This is a genomic window from Halalkalibacter akibai JCM 9157 (assembly GCF_000513135.1).
GTDB lineage: Bacteria > Bacillota > Bacilli > Bacillales > Bacillaceae_D > Halalkalibacter > Halalkalibacter akibai.
Genome location: NZ_BAUV01000004.1, coordinates 153,967 through 180,141, shown reverse-complemented (window position 1 = coordinate 180,141; position 26,175 = coordinate 153,967). Strand labels below are relative to the sequence as shown.

The window sequence follows — 26,175 nt, the reverse complement described above, 5'->3', positions numbered from 1 at the left end:
AACCGTATTAAAGGATTCTCCTCTAATACGGTTTAAACATTATTTTGCTTTTAATTTATCCAACTCTAATAAGAATTTGTCATTTAAAACTTTAATGTATGTTCCTTCCATTCCTAGGGAACGCGACTCGATTACACCAGCGCTTTCAAGTTTGCGAAGGGCATTTACAATAACTGACCGTGTAATCCCTACTCGATCCGCAATCTTACTTGCAACTAGCAATCCTTCTTTTCCATCTAATTCATGGAAAATATGTTCTACTGCCTCAAGTTCACTATATGATAATGAACTAATAGCCATTTGAACGACTGCCTTACTACGAGCCTCTTCCTCAATCTCTTGCGTTTTCTCATGGAGAATTTCCATTCCGACAACAGTAGCACCATATTCAGCTAAGATCAAATCATCATCATTAAAAGATTCATTTAATCGAGCTAAAATTAAAGTACCTAGACGTTGTCCTCCTCCTTGGATCGGGACAATCGTTGTAAGTCCGCTACTAAATAAATCTTTGTTTTCAACAGGGAAAGCTGTATATTCACTTTCAATATCTAAGTTAGCTGATGTTTCTTCAATTTTAAAAAGTCCATCTGTGTACTCTTCAGGAAAACGTCGATCTTCAAGCATTTTCTTCATACGCTCATTTTCAATTTCTTGTTTAATGGCGAACCCAAGAAGTTTACCACGGCGGCTTACCACAAAGATATTAGCACTAATAGTATCTCTTAGCGTTTCTGCCATGTCTTTAAAGTTTACATGCTGCCCCCCGTTTTTTGTAACATTTCATTAATTTTTCTCGTTCTTGATAGTAAATCCATTTTTATTCTCCTCCTAATAACATCACAGAATATATTGACTTAGATCTCGATTTTTTGCAATAGAAGCTAATTTCTCTTCTACATATTCTGGCGTTATAATAATCTCTTCTAGATTAATATCAGGTGCTTCGAAAGAAAGATCTTCGAGTAACCGTTCAAGTATAGTGTGCAACCTTCTCGCGCCAATATTTTCAGTTTCTTGATTGACTTCCGTTGCAATTGTCGCAATCTTATGAACAGCATTGTCTGAAAAAGAAACTTTTATACCTTCTGTTTCAAGAAGGGCAACATATTGTTTAATTAATGCATTATTTGGCTCTATTAAGATTCTTACAAAGTCGTCTACCGTTAAATTAGATAACTCTACCCTAATTGGGAAACGACCTTGTAGTTCCGGAATCAAGTCAGAAGGTTTTGCCATGTGAAAAGCCCCAGCACCGATAAAAAGAATATGATCCGTTTTTACAGGACCATGCTTCGTGACTACGGTTGACCCTTCGACGATAGGCAAAATATCACGCTGTACACCTTCTCGTGAGACATCAGCAGATTGTTGACCTTTACTTGCAACTTTATCAATTTCATCAATAAAAATAATACCTAACTGCTCGGCTCTTGTAACAGCTTCTTGTGTAACTTCATCCATGTCAATCAACTTCTGAGCTTCTTCTTCCGTTAATACCTTTCTAGCATCGGATACTGGTAGCCTTCTCTTTTTTCTCTTCTTCGGCATAAGGCCACCAAGCATTTCTTGCATATTCATCCCCATTTGCTCCATACCTTGGCCTTGAAACATATCCATAAAATTCTGCGATTGCTCATCGACTTCAATCGTGACAAGATGATCTTCTAATTCCCCTAAAGCCAATTTATGAGCCGTTTGTCTTCGTCGCTGGGAAATATTTGTTTCTTCAACAGTGTCATTATCCACTTCTTGAGTACTTTGCTGTCCAAATATCATTTCGAAAGGATTTTTATAATTTGTTTGCTTTTTAGCGGACGGGACTAGTAATTCTACAATCCTTTGATTCGCATTTTCTTCCGCTTGCTTTTTAACAAAAATCATCTTCTCTTCTTTAATCATTCGAACACTCGTCTCAACTAAATCGCGGACCATGGATTCCACATCTCTACCAACATAACCGACTTCTGTAAACTTTGTTGCTTCTACTTTTACAAAAGGTGCTCCGACAAGCTTAGCAAGCCTACGAGCAATCTCTGTTTTCCCAACACCAGTTGGTCCAATCATTAAAATGTTCTTCGGTGTAATTTCTTCTCTTAATTTCTCTTCTAATAGACTTCTTCTATAACGATTTCGTAACGCAATAGCAACAGATTTTTTGGCATCTTCTTGCCCTACTATAAATTGATCTAAACGATCAACAATTTCCCGAGGGGTTAAGTCAGTTCTCACTATGTTCACTCTCCATTCCGAATCGTTTACTAGTTAAGTTCCTCAACAACAATGTTCAAGTTTGTGTATACACAAATTTCTCCTGCCGTTTCTAAAGCTGCTTGTGCAATTTCCTTTGCCGAAAGGTTTGCCGCATGTTTTTTCAACGCTCGACCAGCTGAAAGAGCGTAATTACCACCAGATCCAATAGCTAAAATCCCATCATCCGGTTCAATTACTTCCCCTGTTCCAGAAACTAATAATAAGTGCTCTTCGTTCATAACTATTAACATTGCTTCTAACCTTTTCAACACTTTATCACTACGCCATTCTTTCGCCAATTCAACTGCAGCTCGTTGAAGGTTGCCATTGTATTCTTCCAGCCTGGATTCAAACTTCTCAAAAAGTGTAAAAGCATCTGCAACTGAACCAGCAAAACCAGCTATAACTTTTCCTTGATAAATTTTACGTACTTTTCGAGCGGTATGCTTCATTACAACCGCATTACCGAAAGTTACTTGACCATCACCAGCCATCGCACATTTTCCATTATGCTGTATGGCAAATATCGTTGTAGCATGAAAAGAATGACTCATTATAATCCTCCCTTATTTACTTGGCTCTAGGGTGAGCATGCTTATAAACATCACGTAAACGATCTTTAGTCACATGAGTGTACATTTGAGTTGTAGATAGATGTTCATGCCCTAATAGCTCCTGAACTACCCTTAAATCAGCCCCATTATTTAACAAATGCGTTGCAAAAGAATGTCTAATATCATGCGGACGTAATTGTTTATTAGAAGATGCTTGTTCCATTCTTTTTAATACAATCTTACGAACGCTTCTATCAGACAAAGACCCACCACGATAATTTAAAAACAAACTTTTTGATGGTTCTTTAGCCTTCATACTTAGCTTATGTCTTCCGTCACTCAGATATTGCTGTAATGCGTCACATGCAAAAGCTCCAATTGGTATGTATCGTTCTTTTCTACCTTTACCTAACACTAAAACGGTTCCAATAATTAGATCAAGATCATCCAAACACAAAGCACTACACTCACTTACACGCATTCCAGTTGCATATAATAACTCAATGATAGCTCTATCCCGTTGATCAAGAGGTTCTTCTCCAACTAAAGAATCAAATAAATCTTTCATTTCATCTTCGTAAAGAAAATTAGGGAGCCTCGTTTCATTTTTGGGTAAAACAACTGACGCAAAAAGATTTTCACTGACCCTTTTTTCTCTCAAATGAAACATATAAAAGCTTCTTAAAGCAGAAATTTTTCTTGAGACCGTTTTTCTAGCATATTCTTTTTTGAAAAGAAAAGTTAAATACGCTTTTACCAATTGCATGGTTACTTCAGAAAAGTCGTTTATTTCATGTGCTTTCATAAACTCTTGGAAATCTAATATATCACGCAAGTAATTTTTAGTCGTATGTATAGAACTATTTTTCTCTAATTGCATATATGATAGAAACTGATCAATCCAGGACTGTTCTTTCATGATAAACACCCCTAATACTCACAGAGCTACTAAATTCTAACATGATTTAGTAGCCCCTGCAACAAAATTTACACTTTTTTCACAAAATTCTGAATTGCGCCGATTGCTCGGTTAGCTAACTGTTCATAGCGCTCTTTTTTATCACGAATACGTTCTTCTAAAGGTGGTAGCAAGCCAAAATTAGCATTCATCGGCTGAAAATTTTTCGAGTTAGCCGTCGTAATATAAGAAGCCATACTACCGATAACTGTTGTATCTGGAAACGTAATTAAGTCTTTACCGAGTACGTAATTAGCTGCATTCAAACCTGCGACTAATCCAGCCGCTGCAGATTCAACATATCCTTCTACCCCTGTTATTTGACCTGCAAAAAATAAATCTTCACGGTCTTTATACTGATAAGTTGACTTCAGTAAATTCGGAGAGTTAATAAACGTATTTCGGTGCATAACGCCATATCGAACAATTTCAGCATTTTCTAAACCAGGTATAAGCTTTAACACTTCTTTTTGAGGGCCCCATTTTAAATGAGTTTGAAAACCAACTATATTATAAAGTGTTCCCGAGGTGTTGTCTTGTCTTAATTGAACAACCGCATAAGGTCTTTTACCCGTTTCAGGATGCTCTAACCCTACAGGTTTCATCGGTCCAAACAGCATCGTTTTACGGCCACGTTTTGCCATTACTTCAATAGGCATACAGCCTTCAAAGAAAATTTCCTTCTCAAACTCTTTTAAAGGAACTGTTTCAGCTTCAACTAAAGCGTCATAAAAACGATTGAATTCATCTTCAGTCATCGGACAATTCAAGTAAGCAGCTTCACCTTTGTCATAACGAGATTTAAGATAAACTTTATTCATATCAATAGATTCAGTCTCAATAATTGGAGCAGCAGCATCATAAAAATATAAATACTCCTCACCAGTTAATTCTCTCAATTGTTGTGATAAATGCTCGGAAGTTAAAGGACCTGTCGCAATAATGGTTGGTCCTTCTGGTATTTTGGTAATTTCTTCATTAAACACCGTTACATTCGGGTGGTTTTTCACTCTCTCAGTTACTTTATCTGCAAAATCATGACGGTCTACAGCTAGTGCTCCACCTGCCGGAACGGCTGCATCGTCAGCAGATCGGATAATGACGGAATCTAGCATTCGCATTTCTTCTTTTAAGACTCCTACAGCATTCGTTAATGCATTCCCTCTTAATGAATTACTACAAACTAATTCAGCAAATTTATCTGTGTGATGCGCAGGTGTCTGTTTAACCGGGCGCATTTCATATAAATGTACAGTAACGCCTCTTTTAGCAAGTTGCCAAGCTGCTTCACTTCCAGCTAAACCTGCACCAATTACGTTAACATGTGTCTGTGACAACATAAATCCCTCCAAGTACTTCCTTTGTAAACAGTAGAAATGCCTTCACCAAGTTAGGCGAAGGCTTTTTCTTATATTATCATAATACTTATTCAAACTTCAAATTTCTTTCATTATCCCTTTTTAAATGTTAAAAAAGGAAGCCTTAACTCGTTTTGCGAGGTGAAGTTCTATATAAGAGTTTATCGTTAATTTGATTCTTCTTTATAATCACAAGATGAACATTCAACATGAACACCCTTCTTGGACTTTTTCTCGACTAACATGCTGTTACACTTAGGGCACGGTCTTGCGATCGGCTTATCCCAAGAAAGAAATTCACATTCAGGATAACGGTCACAACCGTAAAAAATCCGACGCTTCTTGCTTTTTCTTTCTACAATATTTCCTTCGTGACAACTAGGACACTTAACCCCAATGTCTTTAACAATTGCTTTTGTGTTTCGACAATCTGGAAAGTTGGAGCAAGCCATGAATTTACCATAACGCCCCATCTTATAAACCATTTCGTTCCCGCACTTATCGCAATCCTCACCAGCAGGTTCGTCTTTTATTTCTACTTCCTTCATCTCTTCCTCAGCAACAGACAATCTCTTCTCAAACTCACCGTAGAATCCGTCAATGATTCGAATCCACTCTTGCTGTCCATCTTCAATCGAATCTAGATCATTTTCCATTTTGGCTGTAAATTCAACGTCTAGTATTTCCGGGAAAAACTCGACAATCAGCTCTAATACAATTTGCCCTAATTCAGTTGGGACAAACCGTTTATCTTCTAGAGCCACATACCCACGTCGTTGAATAGTGTCTAAAGTTGGAGCATAAGTTGAAGGTCTTCCTATACCTAACTCTTCCATTGTTTTAACGAGTCGCGCTTCAGAATATCTCGGAGGCGGTTGAGTGAAATGTTGGTTGGGTTCAATTTCTACTTTTTTCACCACTTGACCTTCTTCCAAATTCGGAAGCAAACGGTCCTCTTCTTTTTTGCCATCATCATTTCCTTCAATATACACTTTCATAAAACCAGCAAATTTCACTTTAGAACCTGTAGCCCTAAATTGAACACCATTTTGTTCAATATCGACTGTCATCGTATCCATAATAGCAGGTGCCATTTCACTAGCGACCATTCGCTCCCAAATCAATTTGTATAACCTGAACTGATCACGAGCTAGAAAACTTTTGACCGTTTTAGGATCTTTAAACACTGAAGTTGGTCTTATAGCTTCGTGGGCATCTTGTGCTTTTTTGTCTTTTTTTACAGCGCGCTTTTCTTTTCTTGTATAGTCTTCACCATAAGTTTGCTCAATGTACTGCTTGGCTTCTTCTTGTGCCGTTTCAGAAATTCTTGTTGAGTCGGTACGCATATAAGTAATTAGACCAACTGCTCCTTCTTTTTTATCCAACTCAATTCCCTCATAAAGCTGTTGAGCAATCATCATCGTTTTCTTTGCTCTGAAATTTAATTTACGAGCAGCCTCTTGTTGTAAAGAAGATGTTGTAAAAGGAGTAACGGGATTTCTTTTCCGTTCTTTCTTTTTCACGGATGTAACTGAGAATAGATCTTCTTTTAGTCTAGCAAGAACCTGCTTCACGTCACTCTCCGATGTTAGCTCTTGTTTCTTTCCGTCGACGCCATAAAACCTAGCTTCAAATGATTCTTCCTCCAAAGAAAACTGCGCTGGAATGCTCCAATATTCTTCCGGTACAAAGCTTTGAATTTCTTTTTCTCGCTCAATAATCATTTTGACTGCGACTGATTGAACTCGACCTGCACTTAAGCCCTTTTTTACTTTCTTCCATAGTAATGGACTGATGTTATAACCAACAAGACGGTCTAAAATACGCCTCGCTTGTTGTGCATCGACTAAATCCATATTAATCGGACGTGGTGTTTTGAAGGCATCTTTAATTGCTTGTTTTGTGATCTCATTAAAAACTACTCTACAATCAGAATTTTCGTCGATATCGAGACTGTGAGCTAAATGCCAGGCAATCGCTTCACCTTCTCTATCGGGGTCAGCTGCGAGATAGATTTTCTTTACCTTTTTAGCAGCTGTTTTCAAATCTTTCAATACGGGACCTTTCCCACGAATCGTAATATACTTGGGTTCAAAACTTTTTTCGACGTCTACTCCCATTTGACTTTTTGGTAAGTCTCTAACATGTCCCATTGAAGCTTTTACAATATATTTTTTCCCTAAATATTTTCCAATGGTCTTTGCTTTGGCGGGAGATTCAACGATTACTAAATAATCGGCCATATAGCAACTCCCTCTCTCGAAGATATAATTAAAATCTTCCCTATTATTAAACACACTTTTGGTATTTGTCAAACAGGACTTGGTAATTCAGGAAAAAAGATCGTGAGGGTTTATGTCGTTTTTTGTAGATTATCCTTTTAATTCTATTAATATATCGTCTGCATGTGTAATCAATTTTGCTCCTTGCTGGATTAAGTAATTTGTTCCTCTCGATTGTTCTGTATAAATCGACCCAGGGACAGCAAAAACGTCTCTACCATGCTCAAGAGCTTGGTCTGCAGTAATAAGAGAGCCACTTTTTTCTTTTGCCTCTATAACTAGAACAGCTTGAGTAAGTCCACTAATGATTCTATTTCTAGCTGGAAAATGCCATTTTTGAGGAGGGGTAGTAGGAGGATATTCTGATAGCAATAAATTTTCTTGTGACAATTTAGAAAATAATTTTTTATTTTCTTTTGGATAAATGTAATTAAACCCTGAACCAAGTACAGCTATTGTCTGACCGTTAGCATGAAGCGTTTGCCAATGTGCCATAGAGTCAATTCCTTTTGCCATTCCACTAACGATGGTCCACCCATTTTGAGCTACTGGTGGGATTAACATTTTAACAGCTTCCATTCCAGCTTGACTTGGGTATCTTGTCCCAATTACAGCTAATCTTTGTTCTGTTTTTAAAACTTTTAGATTTCCCAACCCATATAGTACAAATGGCGGATCAAAAATTTGCTTAAGAAGCATGGGATAATCTGAATCAAAAACAGTCATAACGTGTATCTGTTGACTCTGGAAATAACTAGAAAAGTCTATGAAACGTGAGGAATGTAAGTGATGAAAAAGAAGTTGTGCTTTGCGGGGGGTAAGATGAAAGATTTGTTGCCAGTCGCTAGTACTATAATCGTAGATTGAACTTAACTGTTGATCATAGGTTAAAATACGATTTAATTCTTTCCAAGAGAGTTCCTTGCACAAATGAAGATGGATTAATCTTTGCCTTTGATTTGACATATAAACTCCTTTTCTAAATAGGAGAAAGAAAGCCCACATAAACTGAGGACTTTCCCTATTTTTTTATTAATTAGTTACTTTATGTGTAGTACACTTTTCAAGTAAACCTTTTTCTTTCAAGACAGAAATAAGCGTTTCTCCCATAACAGATGGAGTTTCAGCCACTTTAATTCCGCAACTTTCCATTGTTTTAATCTTCTCAGCAGCTGTACCTTTACCACCAGAAATAATCGCACCAGCATGGCCCATACGCTTTCCTGGAGGTGCAGTTTGACCACCGATGAATCCTACTACAGGTTTAGTCATATTAGCTTTAACCCACTCAGCAGCCTCTTCCTCAGCCGTACCACCAATTTCACCAATCATAATAACAGCATACGTATCCGGATCTTCATTGAAAAGATTTAGAACATCAATGAAGTCTGTTCCATTAACTGGGTCTCCACCGATACCAACAGCAGAAGATTGACCAATACCATTTGTTGATAATTGATGAACAGCCTCATACGTAAGTGTACCAGAACGTGATACAACACCTACATGACCTTTTTTGTGAATGTAACCAGGCATGATCCCAATTTTACATTCTTCAGGTGTAATAACACCAGGGCAGTTTGGTCCAATTAAACGAGTTTTCTTACCTTGCATATAGCGTTTAACATTAACCATATCCATTACAGGAATTCCCTCTGTTATACAAATAGCTAAGTCAAGACCAGCATCAGTTGCTTCCATAATAGCATCTGCAGCAAATGCAGGTGGTACGTAAATAACAGATGCGTTTGCACCAGTTGCTTTTACCGCTTGCTCTACTGTATCAAATACCGGGATTCCTTCAACCTCTGTACCACCTTTACCAGGTGTTACACCACCAACGATATTTGTACCATATTCAACCGCTTGCTTTGTATGGAACAAACCTGTAGCTCCTGTAATACCTTGTACAATAACTTTTGTATCTTTATTAATTAGGATACTCATACTCCACGTCCCGCCTTTCTATTTCACTAATGAAACGATTTTTTGTGCGCCGTCAGCCATTGAATCAGCAGCTGTAATATTTAATCCTGAGTCTTTAAGGATTTGTTTTCCAAGATCCACATTTGTACCTTCTAAACGAACAACTAATGGAATTTCAAGACCAACTTGCTTTGTAGCTTCAACTACACCTTCAGCAATGATGTCACATTTCATAATTCCACCAAAAATGTTAACGAAGATTCCTTTAACATTTTCATCAGATAAAATAATTTTGAAAGCTTCCGTAACTTTTTCAGCAGTTGCACCGCCTCCAACGTCAAGGAAGTTAGCTGGGTCACCATTATAATGCTTAATGATATCCATAGTAGCCATCGCAAGTCCTGCTCCGTTTACCATACAACCAATATTTCCATCTAAAGAAATATAGCTTAAGTCATATTTAGATGCTTCAATTTCCTTCACATCTTCTTCTTCAAGATCACGGTAAGCAAGAATATCCTTTTGACGGTATAATGCATTTGAATCAAAGTTTAGTTTTGCATCAAGTGCCATTACCTTACCATCACCTGTTGTTACAAGTGGGTTAATTTCTGCAATTGAGCAATCCTTATCAACAAAAACTTTATAAAGACCCATCATGAACTTAACCGCTTGACCAACTAATTCTTTTGGAATATTAATATTAAAAGCTAGACGACGAGATTGGAAGCCTTGTAGGCCAACCGCTGGGTCGATTACTTCTTTAAAAATCTTTTCAGGAGTTGCTTCAGCAACCTCTTCGATTTCAGTACCGCCTTCTTCAGAAGCCATTAATACAACACTTGAAGTAGCACGGTCTAATACTAAACCAATGTAATACTCATTTTTAATGTCGCATCCTTCTTCAACAAGTAAGCGCTTTACTTCTTTACCTTCTGGACCTGTTTGATGAGTTACTAATGTTTTACCAAGTATCTCATTTGCATATGTACGAACTTCATCCAAATTCTTAGCAACTTTAACACCGCCAGCTTTCCCGCGGCCACCTGCATGGATTTGTGCTTTCACAACACTTACACTAGAACCTAATTCCTTTGCTGCTTCAACTGCTTCGTCAACCGAGAACGCTACTTTCCCGTTAGGAACAGCAACACCATATTTACGAAGTAGCTCTTTCCCTTGATACTCGTGGATATTCATTCTCTGTCCAGCCTCCTATCAATTGCATGTAATTTCAGACCACCCAGTCCATTTTGGTATCGAATGACTGAATCCTTCTTTATTCTACCATTATTTTTATAAAATGGGGAGGGAAAATTCCCTCCCAGGCTAATTTAGCTAAAAAACTTTTTAAATCAGCTGTTGTAGGTTGGAATATCTTTCCGTATGAAGGAACCTGTCAATATTAAATGTCTAAATGGTCGTTTTCTTCTTTTTTTGATTTCGATTTTTCAGCTGGTTTGCTTTCTTTTTTCTTACTTAGAAGAAATTTTGTTAAATCAATCTTTGCATCAGACTCTTGTACAGAATGATACACACCAAACTCGTGAGCATACTCCTCATTTTGGTTATTATTTTTTTCACTCATCATTCATTCCTCCGTCCTATTAAAAAAACTAACATAGTTAGCATGTCCATTGCACCAGGCTACTAGTTAGCTTTTTCCCCATTTTGGTCGATTCGATATATAAAAGCGAACACTTCTGCAACTACCTCATAGAGCTCAGGTGGGATGGATTGATTTACTTGTAATTGACTAAGCATGGCAACAAGTGAGGGGTCTTCTTGAATAGGAATATTGTGTTGCTTAGCTAAAGAGATTATATCCTCTGCTAAAAGACCTTTTCCTGTTCCTACTACTTTTGGAGCAGCATCTTTGTCCACTTGATACCTAAGTGCTATAGCTTGTTTTATTCCTTGTTTTTTTTCCTCGTTCATATTCTTATATCCAATCCTTGATATTGGTTATTTTGTCTAAAGTTTGGTTGTGTTTTCGTTTCGGTTCGTCCACTAATTTTTTTCCAAATAAATGAAGTAAGTTGATAGTCTTGTTTTCCTAATGCTTTTTTCAAAGAAGGTAACGATAATTCAATCCACCCACTTGGTTTATCTTGTTCATTAAACACGGTAACACTTATGATACGATTTTGAATTTGTAAGTCGATGACCGTTTCTTGTAAATGCTCTAACGTCAAGTAAAACAGCACTCGACAATAGGTTGGATCGAGCTGTCCTTCTTCATCTTTTTTTCCTTCCCACTGCATCGTAAGTTCTGTTTGATAAGATCCAAGAGATAAAGGAAGAGTAAATAAGATTTGATGATGAGTAGCATTCTGTTCATTCATTAATAATTGCTGTCCAGTAAGTTTAGATAAAATCTGAGTGACCTGTTCTCTAATTGAATTCGGTAATTCTTGTTGTTGTAACATTAAGAGCATTGCTTTTAGTCGGTCTGTATGAAGAGAGTCGCGCATCCCTTCACCATGTAAGAACCGAGCAACATCATGCTCGTATTGCATTCCTAACATCGTTAAGATCTGTTTTAAGTGAGTGCCTGATGTTTGTTGTTCATTTTGTAATTTCACTGTAGATTCAAGGACACTCTGCAAAATTTGTCTTTCACCAGTGGCAAGGGAATTTGTTGGCAATTGAAGCCATTTAGTATAAACATCTTCAGGTCTATCTGAAATATTTAACAGTTGAAATAAATGCCCTAATTGAGTTAATCCCGCTTTTCCTGAAGGTATTTGCAACTCTGAAAGCAACTGATCTACTTTTAACACTTGATTGGCTTCGATTCTCAACTCTGGCCAAAGCTTTTGGACAATTTGTTTATTAATAGGTTCTAAAACGGCTTTTATTAGCTGTTCATCTACTACTAACCTCGAATCGCCAGAACGTAATCCTAGGTGATTTAAAAGTTGATCAACATGCGGGGAGTCGGTAGATTGAAGAGATAATAATTGAACAATTGGGTTTTTCGTCTGAAAAACACTTGATTGTGTCAGAAGCGAAATATGGTCTTTCACCTTTGCACTAATTCCATCGTCAAAAGGGCGAAGTGAATCTGATAACTGACGTAACTGTCCGATAAGAGAAGGCTGTTCGTTTCCTGTCTTAACAGCCGCAAACGTTTCTTTAGTAAGTGGCAATTGTTTCTGAATCATATGCGCAATCGTTTGATAGCCTCTATCATTAAGTGAATGTAGCTCTTGTAAAATTTGATACCCTCCTATGAGAGTTTCACGACTAAAAGGAATTCTTAACGATGAAAGTAATTGCACAAGTTGTTCCAAAGACTTTGAAGAAGACAGTCCAAGTTGCTGCAACAATCTTTCGGTTGCACTATTTGTTGCTACCTCTCTTCTTAACCGGTTATCATCCAATACTTTTAATTGCGGGAGACCAGTTCCATCTTTCACTTCAAACCAATAGCTTTTCCCTGTAGTTAGAGCAGCCTCAAGTCGAGCTGTTATTTGCATTCCATTTAATGAAAGTCCAGCAACATTATTAGGATAAAATTTTTGTGATTTTACCTTGAAATAGCTGGCCTGTAGATAAAGAAATTACTCTCGTTTGTTTCAGCGGAATCGTCCTTAGTTCGTTATGACCGACGTACATAGTATCCCTCCTTTTTTACTGCATTTCTTTTATTGGTCGAAAGCTTTTACGGTGTTCTCTTGTGATGCCAAGTCTAGAAACAGCTTGTAAATGCTCCTTTGTGCCATACCCTACATGTTGATGAAAGCCATATCCAGGGAATTCCAATTCTATTTCTGTCATATATTGATCTCGTGTTACTTTTGCTAAGACTGAAGCGGCTGCAATCGTTATGCTTTTTTGATCACCTTTAATTAATGACGTTTGAGGAATATCTAAATCAAGATTTATAGCATCCAGTAATAAATGATCAACCTTGTTTAGTTCATGAACAGCTTTAGTCATTGCTAATTTAGTAGATTCATAGATATTTATTTCATCGATTTTATCGGCATGTATCATTTGAATCGAGTAAGCAGTTGCTTGTTCTTTAATGATTTTGGCAAACGCTTCTCGCTTTTCCTTTGATAATTTCTTTGAATCAGTTAACCCTAGCAATTTAAAATCATTTGGTAAGATTACCGCTGCTGCAACAACAGGACCAGCAAGAGGTCCGCGACCTACTTCATCAATACCTGCAATAAGATGAAAACCTTGACTCCTTAGTTTGAGTTCATATTTCGTCATTTCCACATGCATCTCTTCAAGCATCTTCATTTTTTCTCTATGAGCTTCATAACGTTGTAATAACTTTTGGACCCCTTTTCTACGATCACTCTTTAATGAGACATAAAATGTCTCATCCATTTCGTTTGTATGTAATAATTTATCTTCTAGCTCTTTAATTGAAAGGTTCACCTTAAAACTCAACTCCTTACTTTATTTATCGGTCAGTGGTATGGAAATGTTAGATTTTTTTAGCGAAGTTCTTCCGTATACTGCTTTAAAAAAGGAAAAACCGCTAAAAAAGCACTTAGGCTTCTTCACCGGCTAATTAATTAGGACGTTCTAATGATATTCGACCAAGTGTTCCTGATCTCATCTCTCTCAAAATAATTTCAGCTGCCTTATCGTAGTCCACATAACCACCACCGAGAAGACAACCACGTTTTTTTCCGATTTCATCAAATAGCGCCAAACCATCTTCAGGGACACTGTCTAACTTATATCTCTCTTGAATAAGAGTTGGATATTGATCTTTTAGATAATTCAATAAAAATAGTGCAATGTCTTGGAAATCAAGTAGTTCATCTTTAATTGCTCCTGTTGCTGCAAGGCGATAACCAATAATTTGATCTTCAAACTTTGGCCACAAAATCCCAGGTGTGTCTAATAATTCTAATTCAGTCCCTACTTTTATCCATTGCTGCTTTTTCGTGACTCCTGGACGGTCACCAACTTGAGCTGTTCGCTTTGAAGCTAAACGGTTAATTAAAGTTGATTTACCAACGTTTGGAATTCCAAGTATCATTGCTCTGATCGCTCTCGGCTTCATACCTTTTGCGATCATTTTTTCAGTAATTGGCTTGGCTAGCTCCTTACAAGCATTAGGAATTTTTTCAGTTCCTTTACCATTTTGTGCATTAATTGAGAGTACCGTAGCTCCTAATTTTTCGAAATACGACTTCCAACTTGAGGTCACAGCCGGATCTGCTAGATCGGCTTTATTAAGTAAAATCAATCTAGGTTTATGTGAGACTAAATCATCTATCATTGGATTACGGGAAGCCAGTGGCACTCTTGCGTCTAAAAGCTCTATCACTACATCTATAAATTTAAGCTTTTCAGTAACCTCTCGACGCGCTTTTGCCATATGACCAGGAAACCATTGAATTGTCAAAACCTTCCACCTTCCTATTTGGCAATACGGATATTTGAAACAGGCCAGAATACAACATTAGCTTTCCCGATTACTTCATCAATATGAATCGTTCCGATATCTCTACTGTCCTTGCTTCTACCACGATTATCGCCTAAAACAAATAATTCATTTTCTGGCACTGTTACTGCATGGAAATCTCTTGTTAATACATCTCCATTGTAAACCTGCTTTAATTCGTCTAAATATGGCTCTTCTACAGCTTGACCATTTACATATAGTACATCATCTTGAAACTCAATAACATCTCCTGGCAAGCCTATTACGCGCTTTATATAGTCTTTACCCGCAGGAGCATGAAAAACAATAATATCAAAGCGCTCAGGCGTTCCAAAAGTATAACTAATCTTATTTACAATCATCCTATCGGTATGTTCAAGTGTAGGCATCATTGATTCACCATCAACAATTACTGGAGCAAACAAAAAATGGCGGATAACAAATGCAAGGACAAGTGCTATAACGACCGCTTTCAGCCACTCCCACGATTCTTTCTTCCCCTTACTCATGTTAGCGCCCTCCATCTATCTATGTAACAATCACAAGGATTAGTTTACCATATTCTTTTCAAAAGCTCACTAATTTCTATTAATTGATGTAATGTGATTGGAAGAAAAAAAGAGCCTAGTTTCCTAAGCTCTTTTCCTTGCTCTTTATCGAATTTCTTTAATACGAGCTTTTTTACCACGTAGGCTACGTAGGTAGTAAAGTTTAGCACGACGTACTTTACCGCGACGCTTCACTTCGATCTTAGCGATCTTTGGTGAATGTAATGGGAATGTACGTTCAACTCCTACACCGTACGAAATCTTACGCGCTGTGAAAGTTTCGCTGATACCAGTACCACGTTGCTTAATAACAACGCCTTCGAATAACTGAATACGCTCACGAGTTCCCTCAACAACTTTAACATGGATAACTAAAGTGTCACCAGGACGAAACGCTGGAAGATCACTACGTAGTTGCTCACTAGTAATTTCACGGATAATGTTGTTCATATAATTCCACTCCTTCCATACAGATGCTCATGATAGCATAAACTACAGCGGAACATCGTAATAACAGGCCATAAGCCACAAAAACTATAATAGCACATTCAACCAATAAGAACAAGAGAGTTTTAAAAAAAGTCACCTATCATCTCTTTTTAAAACTCCGTGCAATGAGCAGAGTCATTGTCCACTTCTCTTGTTTCTATTAGCAAGGCTATTTCATTCTTTACCGAAACTCTCAATCCATTGTTTTTCTTTAGCTGTTAAAGTTCTTCCTTCTAACAAATCAGGTCGTCTTTCCCACGTTCGCTTAAGAGACTCAAAATGTCTCCATTCCTCAATATTGGCATGATGTCCCGAAAGCAGGGTGTCTGGTACAACCATTCCTCGAAAATCAGCAGGTCTAGTATAATGAGGATGCTCTAGTAAACCAGTAGAATACGAATCAGTAACGGCTGATTCGTCGTTTCCTAACACGCCTGGAAGCAAACGAGTCACACTGTCAGCAATGACCATTGCGCCAAGCTCACCTCCTGTTAGGACATAGTCCCCAATTGATACTTCATCTGTAACTAGAAACTGTCTTACACGCTCATCATAGCCTTCATAATGACCACACAATAGAATAATATGTTTCTCTTTAGCAAACTCTTCAGCTTTCTTTTGATTATAGCGCTCTCCCTGTGGACAAAGCATGACTATTCGCGGCTGTTGATTAGACTTTTTAGACAAGGCCTCAACTGCATCAAAAATAGGTTGAGCCTTTAAAACCATCCCTGCTCCCCCGCCATATGGATAATCATCTACTTTTTTATGTTTGTTATCCGTATATTCTCGAAAGTCTGTAACGTGAAAAGCAACGTGCCCTGACTCACTTGCATGCTTTAAAATAGAAGAACCAAAAACGCCCGAAAACATTTCTGGAAAAAGCGACAACACATCTATTCTCATTCAATCAATCCTTCCATCAAATGGATACGGACTAACTTCTGTTCGACATCAATTTCCTTGACACACTCTTCAATATAAGGAATTAAGATATCCTTTCCAGGACCTGAACGTTGAATTACCCAAACATCATTTGCCCCTGTTTCTATAATTTCTTTTACTTTCCCAAGTTCTTCATCTTGTTCCGTAACAACTGAACATCCAATTATCTCATGATAGTAAAATTCACCTTCGCCTAATTCAGATAATTCTTCCTCAGACACATAAAGAGTGGCACCTTTAAATAGTTCAACTTCATTAATGGAATGATAGTTTTCAAATTGAAGTAAATCAAAATTTTTATGTTTTCGATGGTGTCGAACTACAACTTTTACTTCTTCCTTTTTACCCTCATGTCTAATCATTAGCTCTGTCCCTACAGCGTATCTTTCTTCAGCAAAATCGGTTGATGAGATAACGCGTATTTCTCCTCTTACACCATGTGTATTTACAATTTTACCAACTTTATACCATTCGCTCATGCTTCTACCTACCTTCTCGAATTTCTTGAATAATGCCGTCTTTTACAATAATCTCTGCTGGTTGATTCAAATTAGACCAAGGTTGTCCTATTTCGACTTCCAAAATGCTGTCAACCTTTTCTCCCTCAATTTCCATACCTATTGTTAAACTTTCTGCTTGATTAATTTGAAAAGCAATGTTTTTAAGCTTATCCTCACGAATAGTAAGATCTTTTTGGAATCTTTCCTTAATTCTATAATGCTGGTGTTCAGCCGCATCATGTAAAGCTTTATGTAATTGAAACGTTAATTGTTCAATTTCTCGTTTCGTCTGCAAGAGGTTTTGTTCAAATTGAGCAATGATCTCGGCTTTCTTTTGCTCAGTCACAATATACTTAACCGTGATTGATCGTATTACCTTCATCATCCACCTCTTTTACTATTACTAGGTTGTTCAAAGATTAAAGGTCTTAGACATATATTAGCTTCAGAGCCTGAAAAACCACACTTGTTAAATACAACATTTATTCTTAACATTCCTGAAATTACAAAAAGGGAGAGGTTATCCCTCACCCTTTTTGACGTTATTAATCGACGATGTCTAACCGAACACGCTGTTCGGGCGTTGCGGCATATAAAACAGAACGAATTGCTTTTGCTGTTCGCCCTTGCTTACCTATGACCTTCCCCATATCATCTGGATGAACAGTTAGTTTAATACTAAGAGTTTGGCCCTCTTGTATCTCTTCTACTCGAACATAGTCTTTTTGGTCAACAAGTGCTTTAACAATGTGCTCTACTAACGCTTTCATTTACATTCTCCTTTTAAACACGTCTTAATAAAAAGAGAGTGCGATGGCTTCGCTCACTGCTCGTCTTTTCTGAAAAACTACTCAGAAAAGACTTGAAAACTTACAGTGGCTATGCTCATCGCTTTGATTTATTTCAAAAAGCCCAATTGGCTTTTTGGAATAAATCTCTTACTTTTGGTTCTTTGCGTTGTGAAGCTTTTCCATTAAACCTTCTTTAGAGAAAAGGTTACGAACTGTATCAGAAGGCTTAGCACCTTTTAGCATCCAGTCAAGAGCTTTCTCTTCAGCAATCTCAACCTTAGCTGGTTGAGTTAATGGATTGTACGTTCCAATCTCTTCGATGAAACGACCATCACGCGGTGCGCGTGAATCTGCTACTACTACACGATAAAATGGGGCTTTCTTAGAACCCATACGCTTTAAACGAATTTTTACTGCCATTCGTGGGACACCTCCAAAAATATTTACACAATAGAATATATTATCATCAATTTCCCTAGTTTACAACTAGAAAAAACGACTTCTGCTTAAAATGGAAGCTTAAAGCCTCCGAGACCTTTTCCTTTTTTCTTGCCTTTACCAGACGTCATACTAGTCATTTGTTTCATCATTTTCTTCATATCTTCAAATTGTTTCAAAAGACGGTTTACATCTTGAATCGTTGTTCCGCTTCCTTTAGCAATCCGGCGACGTCTGCTCGCATTCATAAGGCTGGGGTCTTGTTTTTCTTTTTTAGTCATGGAGCGAACGATCGCTTCCACTTTACTAATTTGCTTGTCATCGACTTGCAAATCCTTCATACCTTTTGCTTTATTAAAGCCTGGCATCATTCCGAGTAACTCATCTAATGGGCCCATGTTACGAACTTGGTCAAGTTGTTCTAAGAAATCATCAAACGTAAAATCCATCGTTCTCATTTTCTTTTCAAGTTCACGAGCTTTTTCTTCATCCACATTAACTTGAGCTTTCTCAATAAGGGAGAGTACATCACCCATACCTAAAATTCTAGATGCCATTCGATCTGGATGAAATGGTTCAAGTTGATCAACTTTCTCACCCATACCAGCAAATTTAATTGGTGTGTTTGTAACAGCTTTAACAGACAAAGCCGCACCACCACGCGTATCACCATCAAGTTTTGTCAAAACAACCCCTGTAACATCTAGTTGTTCATTAAAACTTTCAGCAACATTTACAGCATCTTGACCAGTCATGGCATCAACAACAAGTAAAATTTCGTGCGGTTTAGCTACTTCTTTTACTTCTTGTAGTTCACCCATTAACGTTTCGTCGATATGCAATCGACCAGCTGTATCAATTAATACATAATCATGATGTTCCTCTTTAGCCTTGGCAATAGCTTGCCTAGCAATTTCCACTGGACTAACTTGATCCCCAAGCGAAAACACAGGCATATTCAACTGTTTCCCTAGCGTTTCTAACTGCTTAATCGCAGCTGGGCGGTAGATATCAGCCGCTACTAGAAGAGGACTTCGATTGTGTTTCTTTCTTAAGTGGTTTGCAAGTTTTGCTGTGGTCGTTGTTTTACCTGCCCCTTGGAGCCCGACCATCATTACAACAGTTGGAGCTTTAGGAGCGACCGCAATTTTGCTTTGCTCTCCACCCATTAAAGCTGTTAATTCTTCATTAACCACTTTAATGACTTGTTGCCCTGGCGTTAAGCTTTTCATTACTTCTTGCCCAAGTGCTTTTTCTTTCACACTTGCAATAAATTGTTTGACAACTTTAAAGTTAACATCCGCTTCAAGTAATGCTAGGCGAACCTCGCGCATCATATCCTTGATGTCTTGTTCACTAACTTTACCTTTACCACGAATTTTTGTTAATGTGTCTTGCAGTCGTTCCGCCAAACCTTCAAATGCCATGTTGTCGCCTCCTAATCCAATTTCTCAAGAGTGTCAATCAGTGACATGATCTCTTCAGGAGTCGCATTATTTTCCATTGCTAATTTCATCTCAGCAACAAGTTCAGTGCGTCTTTCAAATTTCATAAGAAGCATCAACTTGTCTTCATAGTCTTCAAGCATCGTTTCTGTACGTTTAATGTTATCATAGACGGCTTGGCGACTCACTTCAAATTCTTCAGCAATTTCACCTAACGAAAAATCATCAAGATAATATAATGACATATATTTGCGCTGCTTCTGTGTTAGCAAGGACTGATAGAAATCAAATAAATAATTCATCCTAAGTGTCTTATCTAACACACAACCAACTCCTTGTTAAGTGATTTTCCTTTACGAGATATCATGTTACAACATCAAACACTATGTGTCAAGTTTTTTTCTTAACATCTAATTACGCCTCTTCAACTTCAGCTTCAACAAGTTCTCGGAACAGACCGTAAACGAATTGTTCTGCATCAAATTCTTGAAGATCGTCCATCTTTTCGCCAAGGCCAACAAACTTAACTGGTATATCTAATTCATGACGAATCGCCAAGACGATTCCTCCTTTTGCTGTACCATCAAGTTTCGTCAAAACAATTCCAGAGACATCTGTTGATTGCCCAAAAGTTTTCGCTTGAGACATAGCATTTTGCCCTGTTGTAGCGTCAAGCACAAGCAAAACTTCATGAGGAGCACCTGGTACCTCTCGCTCAATCACTCGCTTTACTTTTTCTAGCTCATTCATTAAATTTACTTTATTTTGCAATCTTCCTGCTGTATCACATAACAACACATCAATGGAACGTGATTTAGCAGCTTTTAACGCATCATACATAACAGCTGCAGGATCTGAACCTTCTTGTTGTTTAATTACATCTACACCTACACGATCTCCCCAAACTTCGAGCTGTTCAATCGCCCCTGCTCTAAATGTATCGCCAGCTGCTAACATGACTGATTTACCTTGTTGTTTGAGATGATAAGCGAGTTTTCCAATTGAAGTTGTTTTTCCTACACCATTAACACCGACTACTAAGATAACAGTCATGCCGTCTTCTTGTAGATTAAGTCCGATGTCATCTCCTTCTTTTTCAAGTAATTCAGCTAGTTTTTCCGAGATTACAGGTTGGATTTCCTTCGTATCTTTAATATTGCGCAAGCGGACTTCATCTTTCAATTGATCAATTAATTCCATAACCGTTGTGACCCCAACGTCTGAACTTATCAATAACTCTTCTAATTCCTCAAAAAAGTCCTCGTCAACCTTACGATACTTATAAACTAACTCATTCATTTTTCCAACAAAGGAATCACGTGTTTTTTCTAAGCCTTCCTTAAACTTATCCGTTACTTCTGTTGTTTGATTCGTAATTTTTTCTTTTAATTTCTTAAAAAAACTCATGATTTGGCACCTAACTTTCTAAAAGTTCTTTTGTTTCTTCAAACTTTACTGATACAAGTCTTGAAACCCCGGATTCTTGCATGGTAATTCCATAGAGAACATCAGCTTCTTCCATTGTACCCTTTCTGTGTGTAATAACAATAAACTGTGTAGCTTTACTAAAATCTTTAAGGAAGTGAGCAAAACGACTTACATTAGCTTCATCTAGGGCAGCCTCCACTTCATCTAACACACAAAACGGAACAGGTCTTACTTTTAAAATGGCAAATAGTAGTGCGATAGCTGTTAACGAACGCTCTCCACCAGAAAGGAGTGCAAGGTTTTGCATTTTCTTACCGGGAGGTTTGGCAACAATTTCAACTCCGGTCATAAGTAAATCATCTGGATTGGTTAATACAAGGTCTGCCTGACCTCCTCCAAACAACTCTCTAAATACCGTTTGAAAATGGGATCTTATTTGAATATAGGAATCATAAAATCTCTTGGTCATTTCCTCATCCATTTCAGTAATCACATCATGCAAAGTTGATTTAGCTGTTTGTAAATCTTTTTGTTGCTCACTTAAAAAGTCAAATCTTTCTTTTACCCGCTCGTACTCTTCAATAGCTCCAATATTAACTGTTCCTAATTCTTCAATTGCTAATTTAATTAATTTCACTTTTGCACGTGCTTCGTCAGGCTCCATTGCTAAATGATGGTTTTCTTTTGCAGCTTGGAAAGAAAGTTCATACTCTTCTTGTAAATGAGTAAGTCGATTGTCGAGTTCTACATCCATACGATTTACATTAACTTCAATCTTCCTACATTGTTCAGACAAATATTGAAGAGTCCCTTGCTCTTCCTTCAATTTATGTTCAAGCTCAACGTAAGATTGATTTACTTGTTCGCGTTCTGATTTCATATTGCCAATTTTTCTAGTTAATATTGCTTTTTGTTGTCTAGCCTGTTCAATTCGCTCTTCGATACTGAATTCACCATTCGTACGATCAGACATTTCACCTACTAGTAACTCAAAATGGTCTTTAAGTTCAAGCAGCTCTTCCTCAAGCTGTTTCTTCGATGATCCTAGACGTTTAGCTTGTCCTTCTAGTGAAACAAACCTTTCCTTTGCAGCCGCCAATTCAATTTTGTCATTAACTAATTCTTGCTGGAGAATATGATGTGATTGACGTTGTTTCTGTCGTTGTTGTTCAAGTAACTTCACTCGCTGCTCTAAACGCTCAGCTTCCTTAGAGGTCACTTGATAGTTGTCTTCAAGTTTGTGTAACCTATCTTTTAGACGTTTGATTTCTTCTGCAAATCCCTCTTTGTCACGGTCAAATCTAGAAAATTCGTCTTGAGATTTCTCAACTTCACGTTCAAAATCTTTAATCTTTGATTTAGCATCCAATAAAGATTGCCGAATGATCTCACCATCTGTCCTAAGTTGTTCCACCAGATTTTCAAGATCGGAGCGTTCTTGTTTTAATGTTTTAACTTCTGCCTCATATTGCTTTGTGACAGATTTCAATTTGGTTAATTTCTCTTTTAAATCTTCTAATTCTCGCTTCCGTCCCAAAAGAGGAGTTTGTTTTTGTTTAACAGAACCACCTGTCATTGAGCCTCCCGGATTCACAACATCTCCTTCAAGAGTAACAATTCGAAATCTATGGCCTGTAAGCTTCGCAAGCTCATTTGCCCCTTGAAGAGTATGAGCGATTACTACATTACCTAGAAGACTAGCTATGACATCTTTATATTTCTTCTCGTACGTAAGGAGGGAGGACGCAACTCCAACAAAAGCCTCATGTTGTTTCAATTGATTTAGCTGGAAATCGGGGATCGTTTTCGGTTTCATAACAGGCAAAGGCAAAAAGGTTGCTCGCCCTATTCTATTTTGTTTTAAAAATTGAATAGCTCTTCTTGCATCCGCTTCTGACTCCGTCACAACATGTTGTGATGATCCACCTAAAGCAATTTCTAAAGCTGTTTCATAGTCTTTAGGAACCTGAATTATCTCTGCTACGGCACCTAAAATTCCGGTTAACTTCCCACTTCGTTCCTTTAATATTTCTTTTACTCCTTGAAAAAAACCGGAGAAATCCGCTTGCATCTCTTCTAACAAATCCGCTCTAGATTGGATCCGTTGAGCAATTTGATATGTTTCATATAGTTGAGCTTCTTTTTTATGATAACGATCCTTTGTTTGCTCGAGTTTTTTTTGTTGCTCGCGAAATTCTTCTCCTTTTTTTTCAAGTTCTAGCTGTAATTTATTTGCTGCTTCTTTTGCGCGCTCTAAATCATCAGATAATCCATGTCGATTTTTCAAAATATCTTTATTTTCATTTAGAAGCTTTTCTTGTTTTAGTTCCTGTTGTCGCAGTTGTTCTTCAAGATAACGTCGTTCATTTCGAATACTTGCTTGTTCATTTAAGCCTTCAATATAATCGGCCTTTAAACGCTCAATCTCTTCTTCTACATCCGTTTCTGAACGTTCAACGATTTCTTGCTTTTGTTGCACAGTTCTTTCTAATTCTTTTAACTTTTCGCTAGCTACTTTTAACTTTGATTGTTCTTCTTGCCATTCTTCTTTAATCGTTATGAGCTGATTGGATTTATCCTTAATAGTGCGATCAAGTTGATCTTTGTTTTGATTTGCGTTTTTACGACGTTCTTTTAGAACTTGCTTTTTCCCTTCGCTCTTTTCCAGTTCCTCACTTGCCATTAATAACTCTTCTTGCAATTTCGTAAACTGACTTGACAAAACGTTCGTTTGGTCTCGTAATCGAATTCTCAATTGCTCCATTTCTTCTTGCGCTTGCTGTTTTTCTTCATACGACTTCATAAGTAATTGCAAGCTTTCCTTCTGGGATGTCCACGTTTCATGAAGTTCATCAATTTCATAGACAAGTAACGCGATATCAACCTCTTTTAATTCTTCCCTTTTATGAAGGTAATCCTTTGCAATTGAAGCTTGAATACCCAAAGGCTCTACTTGTCCTTCTAACTCATGCAAAATATCTTCGACCCGGTAAAGGTTGTCTTGAGTTTCTAACAACCTCTTTTCCGCTTGCATTTTTCGATTTTTATATTTAAGTACGCCAGCTGCTTCTTCAAAAATCACACGACGATCTTCCGCTTTATTACTTAAAATTTCCTCTACTTTACCTTGTCCGATAATCGAGTATGCTTCTCTACCTAAACCAGAATCTAAAAACAAATCGACAATGTCCTTCAGTCGACACGCTTGTTTGTTTATCATATATTCGCTCTCACCAGAGCGATATACTCTCCGTGTGACACTTACCTCACTGTAATCTATTGAAAGATGCTGATCTTCATTGTCCAATATCAAACTAACTTCTGCATAATTTAAAGCTTTCCTACCATCACTACCGGCGAATATGATGTCTTCCATTTTTGTTCCCCGTAATGACTTAGCTGACTGTTCACCTAGAACCCAGCGTATACTATCTGATATATTACTTTTTCCACTCCCGTTTGGTCCAACTACTGCTGTCACTCCCTGAACAAAATCAATATTTATTTGTTCAGCGAATGATTTGAACCCCACGACTTCAAGTCGCTTGAGGAACATAATTCCTTCCCCCTAACATTATTAACAACTAACCTATTTTACCATAAGACTTTTTCTAATTACAGATTGAGAGGACAAATGGACAACTGTATGATACGATAAATTCATCTTACTTTAGGAGTGAAAAAGATGAATCTTGAAGCTAATACACGCGACAACATTGAATATATGTTAGAAGCGATTAAAACTAAACTGCAAATTGTTAATGCCGCTGCTCTAAACTCAAAGAGCTTCGACACAGATCAATACGAAGATTTACGTGATATTTACGAAATGATCGAACGTAAATCTTCCTTTTCAGTTAGTGAATTAGATGCCATTGTGACCGAACTCGGAAAGCTTCGTAAATAACGAAATAAAAATGTCCTCTCGTTTCCTATGAGAGGACATTTTTTCATTTGAGCTTTTCTTGTTCACTAAGCTTCATTAAAGCTTGTTGCGCAGCATGTTGCTCAGCTTCCTTTTTTGAACGGCCTGTTCCGATCCCAAGAGCTGAATCATTTAATTGGACTTCAGAAACAAACTCGCGGTTATGAGCAGGTCCGCGTTCTTGTACAATAATATATTGAATTTGACCTAGATTATCTCGTTGAATGAACTCTTGAAGCTGACTTTTGAAATCCATCATATGAGAAAAAGCACCTTCGTTAATTTTAGGATAGATCGTTTCACTTAAAAATTGAAACACAGCATCTAATCCTTGATCAAGATAGAGCGCACCAATAAATGCTTCAAATACATCTGCTAGTAACGCTGGTCTAGCACGACCTCCTGTCATCTCTTCTCCTTTTCCAAGAAGGACAATACTCCCGAATCCTAATTCCTCGGCAAAAAGAGCTAAAGATGGTTCACAGACGATGGACGCACGTAATTTAGTCATATCTCCCTCACTCATTGCTTTAAACTTCTTGAATAAGAACTGAGATACAGCTAATTCGAGTACTGCGTCACCTAGAAATTCTAAACGCTCATTATCTTGAAATGAATAAATTCGGTGCTCATTCACATATGATGAATGGGTGAAAGCTTGGATTAATAGCTTTTTGTTTTCAAAAGTCAACTTCGTTTGTTCCATTAATTCATCAAACTTCTTTTTCTGTTCTTCAGTAAGGATCATTTTCCTATTTCCCCGTCTTCGATCATTTGAATGGGGCCGTGACTTTCGTTGGTACTTCGAAGATTGTGGCATAGTAACCTCCAACGTCATAAATTAAACAACCTTTTTTTATGACTCTTATATTCAATTTAATAGCAAGCCCCACATGGAAAAAACCACATGGGACCA

26 protein-coding genes and 1 pseudogene are annotated in these 26,175 nt (G+C 37.5%); 1 reads left to right on the top strand and 26 read right to left on the bottom strand.

Annotated elements, in window-relative coordinates:
- Window positions 1–39: 39 nt before the first annotated feature.
- The 25 genes and pseudogenes from codY to smc all read right to left on the bottom strand — a co-directional run bounded on the left by codY (window position 40) and on the right by smc (window position 24,890).
- Window positions 40–818, bottom strand: a pseudogene (codY, locus tag JCM9157_RS04515) (GTP-sensing pleiotropic transcriptional regulator CodY).
- 22 nt (window positions 819–840) lie between these two features.
- A complete protein-coding gene (gene hslU, locus JCM9157_RS04510) occupies window positions 841–2,232 on the bottom strand; it encodes an ATP-dependent protease ATPase subunit HslU (protein WP_035662624.1) in 1,392 nt (463 codons plus the stop codon).
- Between the two features lie 29 nt (window positions 2,233–2,261).
- Entirely contained in the window at window positions 2,262–2,807 is a 546-nt protein-coding gene (gene hslV, locus JCM9157_RS04505) for an ATP-dependent protease subunit HslV (protein WP_035662623.1), read from the bottom strand.
- A gap of 16 nt (window positions 2,808–2,823) precedes the next feature.
- Window positions 2,824–3,726, bottom strand: a complete 903-nt coding sequence (xerC, locus tag JCM9157_RS04500; RefSeq protein ID WP_035662621.1) for a tyrosine recombinase XerC — start codon at window positions 3,724–3,726, stop codon at window positions 2,824–2,826.
- A gap of 68 nt (window positions 3,727–3,794) precedes the next feature.
- Window positions 3,795–5,102, bottom strand: coding sequence for an FADH(2)-oxidizing methylenetetrahydrofolate--tRNA-(uracil(54)-C(5))-methyltransferase TrmFO (trmFO, locus tag JCM9157_RS04495; protein WP_035662644.1), 1,308 nt, complete (start codon window positions 5,100–5,102; stop codon window positions 3,795–3,797).
- Between the two features lie 188 nt (window positions 5,103–5,290).
- The gene (topA, locus tag JCM9157_RS04490) at window positions 5,291–7,366 is read right to left on the bottom strand and encodes a type I DNA topoisomerase (protein WP_035662616.1); all 2,076 of its coding nucleotides are present in this window, start codon (window positions 7,364–7,366) and stop codon (window positions 5,291–5,293) included.
- Between the two features lie 129 nt (window positions 7,367–7,495).
- On the bottom strand, window positions 7,496–8,371 hold the full coding sequence (gene dprA, locus JCM9157_RS04485) for a DNA-processing protein DprA (protein WP_035662615.1): 876 nt from the start codon (window positions 8,369–8,371) through the stop codon (window positions 7,496–7,498).
- Window positions 8,372–8,437: 66 nt separating this feature from the next.
- Window positions 8,438–9,352, bottom strand: a complete 915-nt coding sequence (gene sucD / locus JCM9157_RS04480) for a succinate--CoA ligase subunit alpha (protein ID WP_035662613.1) — start codon at window positions 9,350–9,352, stop codon at window positions 8,438–8,440.
- An 18-nt stretch (window positions 9,353–9,370) separates the two neighbouring features.
- On the bottom strand, window positions 9,371–10,531 hold the full coding sequence (gene sucC, locus JCM9157_RS04475) for an ADP-forming succinate--CoA ligase subunit beta (protein WP_035662610.1): 1,161 nt from the start codon (window positions 10,529–10,531) through the stop codon (window positions 9,371–9,373).
- Between the two features lie 205 nt (window positions 10,532–10,736).
- Window positions 10,737–10,919: a hypothetical protein gene (locus JCM9157_RS04470; RefSeq protein WP_035662607.1), complete on the bottom strand. Its 183-nt coding sequence runs from the start codon at window positions 10,917–10,919 to the stop codon at window positions 10,737–10,739.
- Window positions 10,920–10,981: 62 nt separating this feature from the next.
- A complete protein-coding gene (locus JCM9157_RS04465) occupies window positions 10,982–11,269 on the bottom strand; it encodes an EscU/YscU/HrcU family type III secretion system export apparatus switch protein (protein ID WP_035662606.1) in 288 nt (95 codons plus the stop codon).
- Window positions 11,266–12,813, bottom strand: a complete 1,548-nt coding sequence (locus tag JCM9157_RS04460) for a hypothetical protein (protein ID WP_035662604.1) — start codon at window positions 12,811–12,813, stop codon at window positions 11,266–11,268. The genes JCM9157_RS04465 and JCM9157_RS04460 overlap by 4 nt, the downstream gene beginning before the upstream one ends.
- A 154-nt stretch (window positions 12,814–12,967) precedes the next feature.
- A complete protein-coding gene (rnhB, locus tag JCM9157_RS04455) occupies window positions 12,968–13,729 on the bottom strand; it encodes a ribonuclease HII (protein WP_035662603.1) in 762 nt (253 codons plus the stop codon).
- A gap of 136 nt (window positions 13,730–13,865) precedes the next feature.
- Window positions 13,866–14,711, bottom strand: coding sequence for a ribosome biogenesis GTPase YlqF (gene ylqF / locus JCM9157_RS04450; protein WP_035662601.1), 846 nt, complete (start codon window positions 14,709–14,711; stop codon window positions 13,866–13,868).
- A 14-nt stretch (window positions 14,712–14,725) separates the two neighbouring features.
- A complete protein-coding gene (gene lepB / locus JCM9157_RS04445; RefSeq protein WP_052012939.1) occupies window positions 14,726–15,259 on the bottom strand; it encodes a signal peptidase I in 534 nt (177 codons plus the stop codon).
- Between the two features lie 144 nt (window positions 15,260–15,403).
- The gene (gene rplS / locus JCM9157_RS04440; RefSeq protein WP_035662597.1) at window positions 15,404–15,748 is read right to left on the bottom strand and encodes a 50S ribosomal protein L19; all 345 of its coding nucleotides are present in this window, start codon (window positions 15,746–15,748) and stop codon (window positions 15,404–15,406) included.
- A 213-nt stretch (window positions 15,749–15,961) separates the two neighbouring features.
- A complete protein-coding gene (gene trmD / locus JCM9157_RS04435) occupies window positions 15,962–16,693 on the bottom strand; it encodes a tRNA (guanosine(37)-N1)-methyltransferase TrmD (protein WP_035662595.1) in 732 nt (243 codons plus the stop codon).
- Entirely contained in the window at window positions 16,690–17,211 is a 522-nt protein-coding gene (rimM, locus tag JCM9157_RS04430; protein ID WP_035662593.1) for a ribosome maturation factor RimM, read from the bottom strand. The genes trmD and rimM overlap by 4 nt, the downstream gene beginning before the upstream one ends.
- 4 nt (window positions 17,212–17,215) lie before the next feature.
- The gene (locus tag JCM9157_RS04425) at window positions 17,216–17,614 is read right to left on the bottom strand and encodes a YlqD family protein (RefSeq protein WP_035662591.1); all 399 of its coding nucleotides are present in this window, start codon (window positions 17,612–17,614) and stop codon (window positions 17,216–17,218) included.
- Window positions 17,615–17,777: 163 nt separating this feature from the next.
- Window positions 17,778–18,002 (bottom strand): KH domain-containing protein, encoded by a 225-nt coding sequence (locus JCM9157_RS04420; RefSeq protein WP_035662589.1) that lies wholly within the window; start codon window positions 18,000–18,002, stop codon window positions 17,778–17,780.
- 168 nt (window positions 18,003–18,170) lie between these two features.
- The gene (gene rpsP, locus JCM9157_RS04415; RefSeq protein WP_035662587.1) at window positions 18,171–18,443 is read right to left on the bottom strand and encodes a 30S ribosomal protein S16; all 273 of its coding nucleotides are present in this window, start codon (window positions 18,441–18,443) and stop codon (window positions 18,171–18,173) included.
- Between the two features lie 86 nt (window positions 18,444–18,529).
- On the bottom strand, window positions 18,530–19,888 hold the full coding sequence (gene ffh, locus JCM9157_RS04410; protein WP_035662586.1) for a signal recognition particle protein: 1,359 nt from the start codon (window positions 19,886–19,888) through the stop codon (window positions 18,530–18,532).
- An 11-nt stretch (window positions 19,889–19,899) separates the two neighbouring features.
- Entirely contained in the window at window positions 19,900–20,229 is a 330-nt protein-coding gene (locus JCM9157_RS04405; RefSeq protein WP_035662584.1) for a putative DNA-binding protein, read from the bottom strand.
- A gap of 91 nt (window positions 20,230–20,320) precedes the next feature.
- Window positions 20,321–21,313, bottom strand: coding sequence for a signal recognition particle-docking protein FtsY (ftsY, locus tag JCM9157_RS04400; protein WP_035662582.1), 993 nt, complete (start codon window positions 21,311–21,313; stop codon window positions 20,321–20,323).
- Between the two features lie 10 nt (window positions 21,314–21,323).
- On the bottom strand, window positions 21,324–24,890 hold the full coding sequence (smc, locus tag JCM9157_RS04395) for a chromosome segregation protein SMC (protein ID WP_035662581.1): 3,567 nt from the start codon (window positions 24,888–24,890) through the stop codon (window positions 21,324–21,326).
- A gap of 129 nt (window positions 24,891–25,019) precedes the next feature.
- On the opposite strand from smc, the gene JCM9157_RS04390 reads away from it, so the two are divergent.
- Window positions 25,020–25,241, top strand: a complete 222-nt coding sequence (locus JCM9157_RS04390) for a DUF1128 domain-containing protein (RefSeq protein ID WP_035662580.1) — start codon at window positions 25,020–25,022, stop codon at window positions 25,239–25,241.
- A gap of 43 nt (window positions 25,242–25,284) precedes the next feature.
- Here the strand turns inward: JCM9157_RS04390 and rnc are convergent, their stop codons facing one another.
- Complete coding sequence (rnc, locus tag JCM9157_RS04385; protein ID WP_035662578.1) at window positions 25,285–26,007, bottom strand: ribonuclease III; 723 nt, start codon at window positions 26,005–26,007, stop codon at window positions 25,285–25,287.
- Window positions 26,008–26,175 lie beyond the last annotated feature (168 nt).